Source organism: Rhizobium sp. S163, from assembly GCF_030380805.1.
Classification (GTDB): Bacteria; Pseudomonadota; Alphaproteobacteria; order Rhizobiales; family Rhizobiaceae; genus Rhizobium.
The window spans coordinates 391,433-404,936 of record NZ_JAUDSA010000018.1 but is presented as its reverse complement, the minus strand read 5'-3'; the positions used below and the strand labels follow the sequence as shown (position 1 = coordinate 404,936).

Genomic DNA, 13,504 nt, shown 5'->3' with positions numbered 1-13,504 from the left:
TTGTCAATAAATAAATCCAATTGAATTATTAATTCCTTGTGGCATGCTCGGCGAAAATAACGCATAGGCCGATCAAGGGAGGAATGGCCAATGTCGTCGATGAGAGGTCCGGTTCACGTGCCGGCCCAGCTGCCGGGTGTCAGTCCGGCAGGCGGTGCGAACCAGGTTCGGGTTCGCGCTTACAATGAAAGATTGGTGCTTTCGCTGGTGCGCCTGCATGGCGCCCAGTCGAAGGCGGATATCGCACGCCGCACGGGCCTTTCGGCGCAAACCGTGTCGGTGATCATGCGTGTTCTGGAAAAGGAAGGGCTGCTTTCGCGCGGCGAGCCGATCCGCGGACGCGTGGGCCAACCATCGGTGCCGATGCGGCTCAATCCCGACGCCGTCTATTCCTTCGGCGTGAAGATGGGGCGGCGCAGCGCCGATCTGGTGCTGATGGATTTTGTCGGCAAGATCCGCATGCAGCTGCATGTCACCTACGCCTACCCCCTGCCAAACCTGTTTCTCGACTTCATCGTGTCAGGCATACAGGAGCTGGAAAGCCGGCTCAGCGACGACGAGCGCAGCCGGATCGCCGGCGTCGGCATCGCGGCACCGTTTGAGCTATGGAACTGGGAAGAGGAAGTGGGCTCTCCCAAAGGCGCGATGGATGTCTGGCGCGATTACGACCTGCATGCCGAGGTGGCGGCGAGCCTCCCCTACCCCGTATACCTGCAGAACGACGCGACCAGCGCCTGTGGCGCGGAACTCGTTTTCGGCATCGGCCCTCAGCACCCCGATTTCGTCTATTTCTTCATCGGGTCCTTCATCGGCGGCGGCATCGTCTTGAACTCGGCGATCTTTTCCGGCCGCACCGGCACGGCCGGCGCGATCGGTCCCCTACCGGTACGCGGCAAGAATGGCGAGACACTGCAGTTGCTCGAGGTCGCCTCGATCTTCGTGCTCGAAAACATGCTGCGCGAGCGCGGCGTCGATCCGGAGCCGCTCTGGTATTCAGCCGATGACTGGATCGACTTCGGCGAGCCGCTGGAATTGTGGATCCAGGATACCGCCAAGGCGCTGGCGCAGGGCATCGTCGCGGCCGCCTCGATCATCGATTTCAGCGCCGCCGTCATCGATGGCGGCTTTCCGGCCTGGGTTCGCGAGCGGATCGTGCAGGCGACGATCTACGAAGCGGACAGGCTCGACCTGCAGGGCGTCGTCATGCCCGATATCATCGAGGGCGCGGTGGGGGCACATGCGCGCGCCATCGGCGGCGCCAGCCTGCCGATCTTCGCCCGCTATCTCACGGACCAGAACGTGCTCTTCAAGGAGGTGGAGAATGCTGAAGGGACTTAACCCGATCCTGAGCCCCGAGTTGCTCTCGACGCTGCGCGCCATGGGCCATGGCGACGAGATCGCCATCGTCGACGGCAATTATCCGGGCCTTGAGGATGCGCGACGGCTGATCCGGCTCGATGGGCACGGCATCATCCCGGTGCTCGACGCCGTCTTGAGCGTGCTGCCGATCGACGAGTTCGTGCCGGAGGCGATCTTCCGCGCCACCGTGAAGGGAGAACGCGACAAGCTCGACCCCGTGCACGAGGAGATGATCGACTGCTGCGCGCATTACGAGCCGCACCGGCAGGTCGTGCCGCTGGTGGGTCCGGATTTCTACAACAGGGTGAAGGCGGCGCATGCGCTGATCCAGACCAGCGAGCCGCGCCTTTACGGCAACATCATCCTGCGCAAGGGCGTGATCCACCCGGGCAAGCCGGGCGACAAGAGCAAGGCCCAAGTCGACCCGTTTCCCTACTGACGACGGATCAGCCGGCGATCAGATCTCGCCGGCTAGCGGTCCCCAGACATCCGTCAGCGCGAAGCCGCCGGGGTGCGGATCGAAAGGATCGAGCGCCACCTGCGACAGGCCGAAGGTGAAGCCGCGCCCCGTGATGGTCGGGATAACGGCGGGGCGGCCGGCGACGGTGGTCTCGGCGAGAAGCCCAACCTCGAATTCGGAATCGATGATCGAGCGCGATTTGAAGACATCGCCGACCTTCGCCTTGCCGCGCGCATGCAGCGTCGCGAGATTGGCGGAGTTGCCGGTGCCGCAGGGCGAACGATCGGCGCGGCCCGGCCACATGGTGGTGCAGGTGCGCACCGTGCCATCGGCTTCGAGATCGCGGAACATCACATAGGCGACGCCCGAGATCGCCGGGATCTCCGGGTGGACGACCTTGATCTCGCGGTTGATCTTTTCCTTGATCACCATGCCGGCGCTGACGAGGGCGGCGGCATTGGACTTGGCGATCGTCAGGCCGATCTGGCTGACATCGACAAGCGCATAGAAGATGCCGCCATAGCAGAGGTCGAGCTTGATCGTGCCCCACTGCTCGGTCTCCAGCGAGACGTCGAGCTCGTGCACGAAGGACGGCACCATTGTCAGTTTGACCTTCTCGCAGCGGCCATCGCGGCAGGTGGCCGTCGCCTTGACGAGGCCGGCCGCTGTTTCCAGCGTGACCACGGTTTCCGGCTCGTGCATCTCGACGATGCCGGATTCGAGCAGCGCCGTGGTGACACAGATCGAGTTCGAGCCGGAGCTTGCATGCGCCTGATCGGGCTGCAGGATGATGAAGGCGGCGTCGGCATCCGGATGCTTGGGCGGCAGCAGCAGATTGACGGAGCCGATCGGCGCACCGCGCGGCTCGAGGCAGAGGAAGCGGCGAAGCTCCTGGCCCTTCGGATCGGTGTTCAGCCAGTGCAGCTGCTCGGCAACGGTGTTGCCGGGGATTTTCGGAACGCCGCCGATCGCGACCTTTCCGATCTCACCTTCGGCGTGGACATCCAGAAGCTGGATCGTGCGCTTCCATCTCATCGGTGTCTCCCATCATCCTTGCCGGCAGGGCGAACCCGTCGCCGCCGGCTCTCTGTTATGTCTCAATAGCGGTTAATACGGAACGGTGTCATGTCGACGGCGGGTTTTGCCCCCGTCACCATATCCGCGATCAGCTGAGCCGTGCTGGCCGAATAGGTGAGGCCGAGATGGCCGTGACCGGTCGCATAGTAGACGCCCTGCATTTTCGACGAGGGCGAGATGATCGGGATCGTATCGGGCAGCGCCGGGCGGTGGCCCATCCACTCGCTGGCGTCCTTGACTTCAAGACCCGGCACGGCGCGCTGGGCATGGCGAACGAGGACGCGGGCGCGGCGGAAATCGGGCGCGGCGTCGAGCCCCGCCAGCTCGACATTGCCGCCGACGCGGATACCGCCTGCCGTCGGCGTGATCATGAAGGCGCGGTGCGGCCAGATCACCGAATAGCGCATGGAGACGCCGGGCTGCATGATCTGTGTATGATAACCGCGCTCGGTCTCAAGCGGGATCGGCTCGCCGAGCTTTTCCGCCAGGAAGCGTGTGTGCACGCCGGCCGCCAGCACGACGAAATCGGCCGCGATACGCTCGCCGCTTTCGAGAATGACAACGGAGGTGCCGTCGGCATTCTTCTCGACGGTGCGAACCGCGCCGGACAGAAAGGTCGCGCCGCGTTCGCGGGCGGCATCGGCAAGCTTGACCACCAGGCGATAGGGATCGCGGATGGTCTTGTTGTCGGGCAGCAGGACCGCCTTGGCGATCGATGGCGAAAGCGAGGGTTCCAGATCGCGGATGGCGGCACCTTCGAGCACGTCGAAATCAAAGCCGTAGCGGCGCATGAAATCGATGTGGCCGCGATCGCCTGTGAATTCCGCCTCGGTCTCGTAGATCGCCAGGCAGCCTTCGTCGGTCATCAGCTCAGGGGCCGCGATCGTCTCCAGCATGGCGCGGAAATCGGCGAGCGCCGGATTGGAGAGGCTCATGCCGGCATCCTCGATCTGCCGCAGCCGCGAGGGCCGGCCGGCGGCGATGAAGCGCAGGAACCATGGCGCCATCTTCAACGCATAGGCGGGACGCAGCCAGACGGGGCCTTCGGGATCGAGCAGCCAACGGGGGATCTTGCGCCAGGTATTGGGGCCGGAGCCGGCGGCGAAATCGAGCGCGATGCTGGCCATGTTGCCATAAGAGGTGCCGCGCCCGGGCTCGCCCTTGTCGATCAGCGTGACCTGCAGGCCGCGACGCTGCAATTCGAGCGCGATCGCCGCCCCGATGACACCTGCGCCGACAACCGCGACCGTCTGTTTCTTCTCGTTCATCCCTCACCGCCCATTCGCGCGGCGGACCACACCACCGACCGCACTGTGATATATCAGAACAGGGGCGACTTCCATCTGAATTTTCGAGATCTGCCGACCGCCGCGACATCACATTGCGCTGGACATGACGATGCAGCCACACAACGAAAAATGCGGGTGAAGGATGCAAGGGAGATGGGGAGGTCTAGAATGGAAAAGAGCCCGGTGCGGGAGGAGGTGCACCGGGCTCTTGATCCTGACTGACAACTGGGAGGAGGAGTGTTGTCAGTCCGATGAAGGAGCGCTGGGAGGAGGAGTGCGCTGCCTTCGAGGGGATAGATAACCCATCGTTTCGATCAGGAATAGGGAGAATACCGCAACGCAGCAATGCGCCGAACGCATAACACGACCCCTTAGATCGTCATTGGCTTTCGATTCATGCACATCATTTCATCAAACCTGCCAAGATATGAGCAATTCCAACCACATGGGCCGAAGGCGGCGGCCTTTGCCGTCGCCTTCGAGACTGACTTACCACTCGTTGCCGCATGGCATGGAGCCGTCGCCATTGGTGCCGCCGAAAGTGCCCTGGCAATAGGTCTGCCTGTGCATTTGCTGCATTGGGGGCTGGGGCTGCATCGGGCGCTCGCCGATCGAGCCGGTCGTCTGGCGATCGACGCCGAAGGCGGCATCGGGATACCAATACCCGTCGTGGAGACGGGTGCCGGGTCGCTCGGTGCGCGAGCCATGATAGCCGTGCCAATAGCCCGGCTGGGTCTCAGCCACCTGGATCACTTGAGCCGGCTGCGCGGACTGATCGACGGGCGCTGCCTGAACAGGCACCGCGGCCGAGAGCGCCGCGATGACGCCAAGCGACAGGACGGACGGGATGTAACGGGAGATTTTCATGATAAACCCTCCTTCAGGATTCACATGAAGAAAATGCCGTCTCAGCTTGCAAAGTTCCGCGCTTGCACGCGCGCTCCAACAGTCGTGATCACAGGCGATTGCGCGTGGTCCCGATTACGCCTACGGCGTGATCCCGATCGCGCCCTACGGCGTGATTCCGGCCGCTCCTATTGGTCGTAAACGGCGCGGTAGCCCTGGCTGGAGATGCAGGTGACATATTGGCGGCGCGCGGCCGCCCTCGCCTGCGCTTCCTCGTTGGCCGGATCGATCGCATAGCGCGACATCTGCGCCCGCGCCTCGTATTGCTTGCGCGCTTCATTATACATGACGTTGCCGTCGGCGACGCAGATGTTGTGGGCGATGCCGGGTGGATTGAGCGGCGGGTCGAGTGTGTTGACCGGCGTCAGCATCGGGCCGTTGGCATGATCGACGCAACCGGCCAAGGCCGCCACCGACGCCAGAAACACCATTCCACGAACCATATTGCTCAGCATTCAATCTCTCCGGCCCACGGCCACGGCATGTCCTGCCCCAAAGGCATCTTGCCGAGACAATCGTCTGGCAACATTGTGCCAAGCTAGCGCCACGCCCGCATCGCACAGGCGCCAACATCAAGATGGAGGATTAGACAGTGTCAGCTCTTCAGAACGAACACGCACAAGACATCCCCACCCACCCGGAGGAAATGAAATCGGTCTTCGACCTACGCGTCGGAAAGCACATCACCCTGCAAGGCAGCGCCAGGATCACGCCCGCCGGCGTCATCAGCACCGGGATCGCGGTGGCGGCGATGACGTTTGCCGTGGGGTATCTGATTTCGTCGGTTGGCCGGCGGCGGTAGGACGACTAGTTGTCCGCCTTCGTCCGCTCGGCGTGACGATCGCGAACGGATGCAAACGCGCTGTCCACGGATATGCCTCTGCCCGGATCAGCCTTCATGGCGTCCTAGGACGCAGCGATTTCGCCGCCAAGCCAGCGCTCGACCGCGTTGTCGTGTTCCCGCCGGCCTGTAACGATCATGTTCTTCTGCATGTGTTTGTCAGACATAGATCCACCCTTTGCGCACCGCCTCTATAAGCTCGAGCTCGTAGCTATATTCGGCGGCCACGGCAAAGACCTTGATATCGCTGCTGGTCATGCCGATCCCGTGCCGTCGCGAGACATATTCGAAGGTCTCGACCCAATCGAGGCCCGACAAATGCAGCATGGCGATCTCCAGGGTGAAAGGGGCTTCCCGCTTCTTCTTGCGACGTGCCATCAAGGTTGGAACCCGTGCCAATCGAGCAACGCGCGCTCCTGCTCAAACATGCGGGCGGTGAGTTCCTCGAAATCGATCAGACCGGCGGCAGCAAGCGCATAGCAGGCCGCATCCGACGCACACCGGTCCCGCTCGAATCGATCTCGGAGAGATGCTCCCACATGACGAGAGCGGTTCGTCAAAACGTCAGTGGCTAGCTGCGCATAGAAATTTGAGTCCATCGGCCTGACCTCGCAACGAATGCGCGGACACACCTGCCCTGTATTCCGTGAGGGAATGCCGGCCTGTGCAACGCTCTGGTGATCGTATGGATTTCGTACCGGGGAAGTGTCTCACGACTCGCAAAGGATGGGAATCGCGGAGATCGGCTTTAAAAATTTAGACGAGCAGAATTCAACCTTGCTTGAGGTCGTCATGCTAAATTTTCGTGAGAAAAGAGAAGTGGCGCACCCGAAGAGATTCGAACTCCTGACCCCCAGATTCGTAGTCTGGTGCTCTATCCAGCTGAGCTACGGGTGCGTCTGCAGCGGTGTGTCCCGCTGGCGTGAGCGGTTCTCTAAAGGGTCATCTGGATGAATGCAATAGGGTTTGTAAAAAAAGTGACGTCTTTCTTCGCGAGCTGCCGGGAACGCGGGATTGCATCACTTTTCCAAGAGGCTGCGGCCGCGATAATCGTCCAGTGACACAGGGCGATCGGGGATTTCGATGCGGAACTGGGTGCCGATCGATGGTTTTTCCACAAGCGCGATGGTGCCGCCGTGGGCGAGCACCAGTTCGCGGGCGATGGCGAGACCAAGGCCCGTGCCGCCGGAGCGGGCGGAGCCACGGAAGGCGGTGAAGAGGTTCTGGCGGGCCTTCTGCGGCATGCCGGGGCCGGTGTCGTCGACGGTGATGCTGACGACGCTGCCGATGCGGTGGGCGGATACGGTGATGCGCCGTGGGCTTGCGCCTGCGTTGTTAGACGTCAGCGCCTGCAGGGCGTTGCGGCAGAGATTGTGGATGACGCGGAACAGCTGTTCGTTATCGGCATCCACTTCGAGATCGGCGTTGATCTGCTCGACGAACTCCACGTCGCTCTGCGGATCAATCGCCAGTATGTCCCTGACATCCTCGACCAGCGTCGTCACCCTTACCAGGCGGCGGCGCGGGGCCGATTCGCTGGCCTGACCGTAGGAGAGAACTTCGGTGGTGTAGCCGACGGCGCGGTCGATGGTGCGCAGCAGCTTCGGTGCGAAGCGCTTCACCATGGGATCGTCGACATCAACCAGGCGGTCGGACATCAGCTGCGCGGAGGCGAGGATGTTGCGCATGTCGTGGTTGATCTTGGAGACGGCGAGGCCGAGGGCCGCGAGGTTGCTTTGCTGTTTCAGCGTCTTTTGCAGTTGCAGCTGCATGGCGGTCAGGTGGCGGCCGGCAATACCCAGTTCGTCGCGCCCGCCATCGCCGACGAAGACATGCTGCGGATTTTCGGGATCGGCGGAAAATTGCTGCATGCTGCCCGTCAACCGGCGGATCGGCCGGATCAAAATGCGGTTGATCGCGAAGAAGACGAGTGTGGCGGTAAACAGCGAGATCAGGATCGACAGCAGGAAGACGTTGCGGGAATAGAGCAGCATCGCATTGCGCAGATGCTTGTCCTTCATCAGCACCTCGACACCGATATTGGTGTCCTGCACCGGACCGTAGACGCGGATCATCCGGTCGCCGCCGAAGATCAACGTGTCGAGCGCATCGCGCATGGCGGTTACGGCTGGCACGCTGGTGAGATCATATTGCTCATCGACGGATGCCGGCATGTCCCAGGTGGCAAGCAGGCGCGAGGTGCCGTCCTTGCGCAGCACGATCGCCTTGGTGCCCGTCGCTTCCAGGGTCTGCCGCTGCAGATCGCGCGGCAGCTCCACCGGCTGCAGGCCATCGATGGCGATGGCGGCGGCAGCGGCCGCGTTCAGCCGCTCGTCCAGCCAGCGAAGGCGCATGGAGGCCACCGAGGGAAAGAAAATGAGCACTTCGGCGAGCATGATGCAGATAACGGTCAGCCACAGGAGCTTGCCGGAGATACCGCCAAACATACCGGCGGGCCGGGCGGCATCGGTTGCCGTCGTGAGTGCTTCGGGAACAGTTTGGCCTTGATCAGGGGCGGGCATCGCTTCTCGTCCAACCGGCGCCATGCGCCACGGATTCAGTCTCTATATTAGACGAAATCGCGTCGCTTTCAAATCTTTGCGAGCGGTGCGACATAATGTCAAAACGCGAACGCCGCCCGAAGGCGGCGCTCTTATTTAGTTTGCACACCAGGAAATCAGAATTCTTCCCAGCTCTGGTCGACCGCGGCGTTGCCGTTGAAGGCGCGGGCAACGTTCCCCATGGCGCGGCGAGCGGGCGAGGCAACCGGGCGGTGTTCCTCGTAGCGGGCGACGGCCACGGGCGCCGCATGCTGCGCGTTCGACACCTTGAAGCGCGAGATCAGGCGCACGAGGCTGTCTGCTTCCGACGACAGCTTGTGGGTGGCCGCCGAGGTTTCCTCGACCATCGCGGCGTTCTGCTGCGTCACCTGGTCCATCTGGTTGACGGCGGTGTTGACCTCCTTCAGACCGGTCGACTGCTCCTTGGCGGCCGTGGCGATCGAGTGGATGTGGTCGTTGATGGCGTTGACGCGGCGCTCGATCTGCGAGAGTGCCTCGCCGGTTTCCTGCACCAGCTTGACGCCGATCTGCACTTCGCCACCGGACTTGGTGATCAGGCCCTTGATGTCCTTGGCGGCCGTTGCCGAGCGCTGCGCGAGTTCGCGAACTTCCTGGGCGACGACGGCAAAGCCCTTGCCCGCTTCGCCGGCACGCGCGGCCTCGACACCGGCGTTGAGCGCCAGCAGGTTGGTCTGGAAGGCGATCTCGTCGATGACGTTGATGATCTGGCTGATTTCGCGCGAGGCCTGCTCGATGCGGCCCATGGCATCGACGGCGTTGCGAACGACAACGCCCGACTTGCCGGCATCGTCCTTGGCCTCGGAAACCATGACGCTGGCCTCCTGGGCGCGATCGGTGGAGTTATTGACGACGGCGGTGATCTCGTCCAGCGCGGCCGAGGTTTCCTCAAGCGCAGCCGCCTGCTGTTCGGTGCGCTTGGAGAGGTCGTCGCTTGCGGCGCGCAGCTCGTTGGTGTTGCCGTGGAAGCCCTCGGCGGTCTCGCGCACTTCGCGCATGGTCGATTGCAGCGTGGCGAAGGTGCTGTTGACGTTCTTCTGCAGCTCGGCGAAGGCGCCCTGGAAGTTGCCGCGCATGGTCTGCGTCAGATCGCCTTCAGACAGGCTCGCGATAACACGGCGGGTTTCGCCGACGCCGCCATCGACACCCGACAGCAGCTGGTTGATGTTGCTGGCGAACTGGTTGAGGTTGTCGTCCTGGTAATCCTTGTCGATCCGGCGGGAGAAATCGCCGGCGGCAGCGGCGGCCACGACGACGGACATGCTGGACTGCAGGTCGTCGCTCTTGGCGCGCATGGCGGCTTCCTGGGCGTTCATGCGGCGAACGGCCAGACCATTCTCCTTGAACACCGCGACAGCAGCAGCCATTTCGCCGATCTCGTCATTGCGACCGGGGAAAGGAACGTCCGTGTCGAAGTTGCCGTCGGCGACATTCTTGATCGCCTCGGTGACCTTCTTGATCGGACGCGAGAGATGGATGGTGCCGACATAAAGGCCCATGCCGATGCCGGCCGCGATGCCGAAGCCGGTGATGCCGAGAACCAGCCAGAGAACAGAGGTGCGGAAGCTTTCGACTTCCAGATTGACGGCGTCGAGCGTGGCCTTGTCGGTGGCGACGATCGCGTCGATCTCGGCCTGGAAGGCCTTGCGGTTGGCGCGGTTGGCGTCGTTGTTGCCCTGCTCGTTGGCCGCCTGCGGGCTGACCTCGGTGCCGAGGCGCGCGGTTTCAGCGCGGAAGGTGCGGAATTCGGCCGAGCGGGCCTTGAGCTTGTTGAACGCATCCATCTGGTTGTCGGGAACCAGCGGCGTCCAGGATGTGATGGTGGCGTCGATCTGGTCGAGTGCTGCGAGCAGACCCTTGGCGAAGCTTGCGGCGTCCTTTGTCGAGGCGGCGCCATAGATGCCGCGCGCTTCCATCACGGTCGCGGTCACGTAGCGGTTCAGGCGCTCGCCGGAATAGGCGCGGCTGGCGGCATCCTCATAGGCGGAGAGATTATTGTTGTAGCGCTGCACCGCCCAGAGAGCGGTCGCGCCGATAACCAGCGCGACACAGGACATGGCGCATACGAGTATGTTGATCTTGCCTCGGATTTTCAAAGGATCCCCCCCAATAAGACTAGAGGCCGAAAACTGGATGCCCGGCCGTTAGATCAAATTGCGCTAAAACAATTAATGTTGAATTTCCGATATTTTCGCCGGCTACTATAAAAAATCATCCATGAACGATGGTTGCTGGCCCTATTTTTTGCGCGAAAAACGCACAGAGGCCGGATAGGCGCACGTTTGGGCTGCGGAAACGGAATAAAATGATAGCGAGCGCGATGTGGGCCCGACGGCGCAATCATTAACAGCATCTGCTAATTTTCACACCCAAGAGGCGAGCAGAGCGGATTCTCCCTGCGATAATTGACTTTCGCGACCTTCGTCCGTATAAGCCGCCGCACGTCCGGTCATATAAGGCTTTTTGAGCCTCCCGCCGTTCGAAAAACAACGCTCCTTGCATTATGCAAATTCAAGAAGGGCCGCACTCCGCGGTGATTAAAATAAATGAAGCGTACTTACCAACCTTCCAAGCTTGTTCGCAAGCGTCGTCACGGTTTCCGTGCACGTATGGCTACCAAGGGCGGCCGTAAGGTCATCGTTGCTCGTCGCGGCCGCGGCCGCAAGCGTCTTTCGGCCTAAGGCCGGAAGTGCCCGATCAGATGACGGGCGATCCGACGACCAAAGATCCCAAAATAACTGCCGGGCGGCTGAAAAGCCGCCCGCAGTTTCTTGCTGTTCGCAATGGCGAAAAACGCAGGGGTGGATTCTTCCTTCTCGAGGTGCTCGACAGGAAGGAACCCGATACCGAAGCCCGCGTCGGCTTCACCGTCACCAAGAAGCATGGCAACGCGGTTGAAAGAAACCGCATGCGTCGGCGCCTGAAAGAGGCGGTACGGCTGCATGCAGGGTTTGCAATGAAGCCCGGACACGACTATGTGGTTGTCGCGCGAAGGGACGTGCTCCAAGCATCCTTCCATCAATTAGCCGCTGAGCTTACGGCTCGCGTCGAGACGAAGCCGAAACACAAGCGGTCCGGAGACGGCCGCCCCAGGAACGTATGATGCAAAACAACCGCAACTACTTCATTGCGATCGCTCTCTCCGTGCTGATCGTTCTCGGGTGGCAATTCCTTTACATGAATCCGCGCATCGAAGCGCAACGCAAGGCCGAGCTTGCCCAGAAGGCACAGCAGACGACCCAGCAGACGCAGACACCGGCCGCCAATGGCGCAGCCGGTGGCGCGCAGACGAATGGCGCTGCTCCGACCGGCCAGGCGCCGGCGACCACGTCGCTTGCCGACGCTCTTGCCAAGAACCCGCGCGTCATCATCGACACGGCAGCGCTTTCCGGCTCGATCAACCTTGCCGGCGGTCGCCTCGACGACCTGAAGCTCAAGGGCTACCACGAGACCGTGGATGACTCGAGCCCGATCATCACGCTGTTCAGCCCGTCGGAAACCAAGGACGGTTACTTCGCCGAACTCGGCTATATCGGCGACGCCGCGACCGGCAACGTCCCAGGCCCCTCGACGCTCTGGACGGCTCCTGAGGGCGCGAAGCTGACCGAGAAGACGCCGGTCACGCTGACCTACACCAATGACAAGGGCATCACATTCGCCCGCACGATCTCGGTCGACGAACGCTACATGTTCACGATCACCGACAAGATCACCAATGCCGGCCAGGCGCCCGCTGCACTCTCTTCCTACGGCCGCGTGACGCGCTACAACAAGCCCGCCGTCGCCTCGACCTACGTGCTGCACGAAGGCTTCATCGGCGTAATCGGCGAAGACGGCCTGATCGAGAGCAAGTATGCTTCCGTCGAGAAGGAAGCCGTGACGCCGGCAACGGCGACCGGCGGCTGGCTCGGCATCACCGACAAGTATTGGGCCGCGACGATCATTCCGCCGCAGACGACCGCCTACGACGCCCGCTTCAGCCACTTCACGGATGGCCAGCCGCGCTTCCAGGCCGACTACAAGCAGAACGCCGTCACCGTCGCACCTGGCCAGTCGCTCGAGCTGAAGAACCTCGTGTTTGCCGGCGCCAAGGAAGTTCCCGTCATCGACGGCTACGAGGCAACCTACCAGATCCCGCGCTTCGACCGCCTGATCGACTGGGGCTGGTTCTACTTCCTGACGAAGCCGATGTTCAAACTGATGGACTTCTTCTTCCGTTACTTCGGCAACTTCGGCGTCGCGATCCTGATGACCACGATCGTCGTCAAGGCGCTGTTCTTCCCGCTCGCCAGCAAGCAGTACGCTTCGATGGCGAACATGAAGCGCGTGCAGCCGAAGATGGAAGAGCTGAAGGCGAAGTTCGGCGACGACCGCATGGGCCTGCAGCAGGCAACCATGGCGCTCTACAAGGAAGAGAAGATCAACCCGATCGCCGGTTGCTGGCCGATCGCGCTGCAGATCCCGATCTTCTTCTCGCTCTACAAGGTGATCTACATCACCATCGAGATGCGCCACGCGCCGTTCTTCGGCTGGATCCAGGACCTTTCGGCGCCCGATCCGACCTCGTTCATCAACCTGTTCGGCCTGCTGCCGTTCGCGGCTCCGACCTTCCTGCATCTCGGCGTCTGGCCGCTGATCATGGGCGTCACGATGTTCCTGCAGATGCGCATGAACCCGACCCCGCCGGATCCGACGCAGGCAATGATCTTCAACTGGATGCCGCTGGTCTTCACCTTCATGCTGGCAAGCTTCCCGGCCGGTCTGGTCATCTACTGGGCCTGGAACAACACGCTGTCAGTCATCCAGCAGGGCGTCATCATGCGCCGCCACGGCGTGAAGATCGAGCTCTTCGACAATCTGAAGGGGCTGTTCAAGCGAAAGCCGGCGCCGACAGAGAAATAGCAAAAGCCCCGGTTCGCCGGGGCTTTTTCTTTTGTGGCATCGGGATGCTTCTCGCGACAATCGGGGCTGCCGGTTGACAAAATCGCCCGAA

The 13,504-nt window shown here is 62.1% G+C and carries 13 protein-coding genes and 1 tRNA gene; 6 read left to right on the top strand and 8 right to left on the bottom strand.

Features of this window, described 5'->3' with window-relative positions:
- The first annotated feature begins 90 nt into the window (after positions 1–90).
- On the top strand, positions 91–1,338 hold the full coding sequence (locus QTL96_RS17560; protein WP_289728582.1) for an ROK family protein: 1,248 nt from the start codon (positions 91–93) through the stop codon (positions 1,336–1,338).
- Positions 1,322–1,798, top strand: coding sequence for an RbsD/FucU domain-containing protein (locus QTL96_RS17555; RefSeq protein WP_018898258.1), 477 nt, complete (start codon positions 1,322–1,324; stop codon positions 1,796–1,798). Before QTL96_RS17560 ends, QTL96_RS17555 begins: the two co-directional genes overlap by 17 nt.
- Before the next feature lie 18 nt (positions 1,799–1,816).
- Here QTL96_RS17555 and QTL96_RS17550 read toward each other — a convergent pair whose 3' ends face one another.
- The 4 genes from QTL96_RS17550 to QTL96_RS17535 form a co-directional block, all read right to left on the bottom strand.
- Positions 1,817–2,854 (bottom strand): 4-hydroxyproline epimerase, encoded by a 1,038-nt coding sequence (locus tag QTL96_RS17550; protein WP_289728581.1) that lies wholly within the window; start codon positions 2,852–2,854, stop codon positions 1,817–1,819.
- A 62-nt stretch (positions 2,855–2,916) separates the two neighbouring features.
- The gene (locus tag QTL96_RS17545) at positions 2,917–4,164 is read right to left on the bottom strand and encodes an FAD-binding oxidoreductase (protein WP_289728580.1); all 1,248 of its coding nucleotides are present in this window, start codon (positions 4,162–4,164) and stop codon (positions 2,917–2,919) included.
- 510 nt (positions 4,165–4,674) lie between these two features.
- A complete protein-coding gene (locus QTL96_RS17540; protein ID WP_289728579.1) occupies positions 4,675–5,052 on the bottom strand; it encodes a surface protein in 378 nt (125 codons plus the stop codon).
- A gap of 167 nt (positions 5,053–5,219) precedes the next feature.
- Positions 5,220–5,546, bottom strand: coding sequence for a hypothetical protein (locus QTL96_RS17535; RefSeq protein ID WP_018898253.1), 327 nt, complete (start codon positions 5,544–5,546; stop codon positions 5,220–5,222).
- A gap of 137 nt (positions 5,547–5,683) precedes the next feature.
- Between QTL96_RS17535 and QTL96_RS17530 the strand changes: the two genes are divergently transcribed.
- Entirely contained in the window at positions 5,684–5,893 is a 210-nt protein-coding gene (locus QTL96_RS17530; RefSeq protein WP_289728578.1) for a hypothetical protein, read from the top strand.
- Positions 5,894–6,091: 198 nt separating this feature from the next.
- Here QTL96_RS17530 and QTL96_RS17525 read toward each other — a convergent pair whose 3' ends face one another.
- From QTL96_RS17525 to QTL96_RS17510, 4 genes are all read right to left on the bottom strand, one after another.
- Positions 6,092–6,310 carry a hypothetical protein gene (locus QTL96_RS17525; RefSeq protein ID WP_289728577.1) on the bottom strand — a complete coding sequence of 73 codons (219 nt, stop codon included), beginning with the start codon at positions 6,308–6,310 and terminating at the stop codon, positions 6,092–6,094.
- A 442-nt stretch (positions 6,311–6,752) separates the two neighbouring features.
- A tRNA-Arg gene (locus QTL96_RS17520) sits at positions 6,753–6,829 on the bottom strand.
- Positions 6,830–6,951: 122 nt separating this feature from the next.
- The gene (locus QTL96_RS17515) at positions 6,952–8,454 is read right to left on the bottom strand and encodes a HAMP domain-containing sensor histidine kinase (RefSeq protein ID WP_289728576.1); all 1,503 of its coding nucleotides are present in this window, start codon (positions 8,452–8,454) and stop codon (positions 6,952–6,954) included.
- A 155-nt stretch (positions 8,455–8,609) separates the two neighbouring features.
- Positions 8,610–10,607, bottom strand: a complete 1,998-nt coding sequence (locus QTL96_RS17510; RefSeq protein WP_289728575.1) for a methyl-accepting chemotaxis protein — start codon at positions 10,605–10,607, stop codon at positions 8,610–8,612.
- Between the two features lie 450 nt (positions 10,608–11,057).
- Here QTL96_RS17510 and rpmH point away from each other — a divergent pair, with 450 nt between their 5' ends.
- Genes rpmH through yidC form a run of 3 tightly spaced genes read left to right on the top strand, consistent with a single transcriptional unit; the run spans position 11,058 to position 13,413 of the window.
- Positions 11,058–11,192: a 50S ribosomal protein L34 gene (rpmH, locus tag QTL96_RS17505; RefSeq protein ID WP_065689331.1), complete on the top strand. Its 135-nt coding sequence runs from the start codon at positions 11,058–11,060 to the stop codon at positions 11,190–11,192.
- 20 nt (positions 11,193–11,212) lie between these two features.
- Positions 11,213–11,614, top strand: coding sequence for a ribonuclease P protein component (rnpA, locus tag QTL96_RS17500; RefSeq protein ID WP_081619887.1), 402 nt, complete (start codon positions 11,213–11,215; stop codon positions 11,612–11,614).
- Complete coding sequence (gene yidC, locus QTL96_RS17495; RefSeq protein ID WP_111561923.1) at positions 11,614–13,413, top strand: membrane protein insertase YidC; 1,800 nt, start codon at positions 11,614–11,616, stop codon at positions 13,411–13,413. Before rnpA ends, yidC begins: the two co-directional genes overlap by 1 nt.
- The last annotated feature ends 91 nt before the right edge of the window (positions 13,414–13,504 follow it).

Coding starts and splice junctions, on each gene's coding strand:
- QTL96_RS17560 (WP_289728582.1), top strand. CDS start 91: ATGTCGTCGATGAGAGGTCCGGTTCACGTGCCGGCCCAGCTGCCGGGT.
- QTL96_RS17555 (WP_018898258.1), top strand. CDS start 1,322: ATGCTGAAGGGACTTAACCCGATCCTGAGCCCCGAGTTGCTCTCGACG.
- QTL96_RS17550 (WP_289728581.1), bottom strand. CDS start 2,854: ATGAGATGGAAGCGCACGATCCAGCTTCTGGATGTCCACGCCGAAGGT.
- QTL96_RS17545 (WP_289728580.1), bottom strand. CDS start 4,164: ATGAACGAGAAGAAACAGACGGTCGCGGTTGTCGGCGCAGGTGTCATC.
- QTL96_RS17540 (WP_289728579.1), bottom strand. CDS start 5,052: ATGAAAATCTCCCGTTACATCCCGTCCGTCCTGTCGCTTGGCGTCATC.
- QTL96_RS17535 (WP_018898253.1), bottom strand. CDS start 5,546: ATGCTGAGCAATATGGTTCGTGGAATGGTGTTTCTGGCGTCGGTGGCG.
- QTL96_RS17525 (WP_289728577.1), bottom strand. CDS start 6,310: ATGGCACGTCGCAAGAAGAAGCGGGAAGCCCCTTTCACCCTGGAGATC.
- QTL96_RS17515 (WP_289728576.1), bottom strand. CDS start 8,454: ATGCCCGCCCCTGATCAAGGCCAAACTGTTCCCGAAGCACTCACGACG.
- rpmH (WP_065689331.1), top strand. CDS start 11,058: ATGAAGCGTACTTACCAACCTTCCAAGCTTGTTCGCAAGCGTCGTCAC.
- rnpA (WP_081619887.1), top strand. CDS start 11,213: ATGACGGGCGATCCGACGACCAAAGATCCCAAAATAACTGCCGGGCGG.
- yidC (WP_111561923.1), top strand. CDS start 11,614: ATGCAAAACAACCGCAACTACTTCATTGCGATCGCTCTCTCCGTGCTG.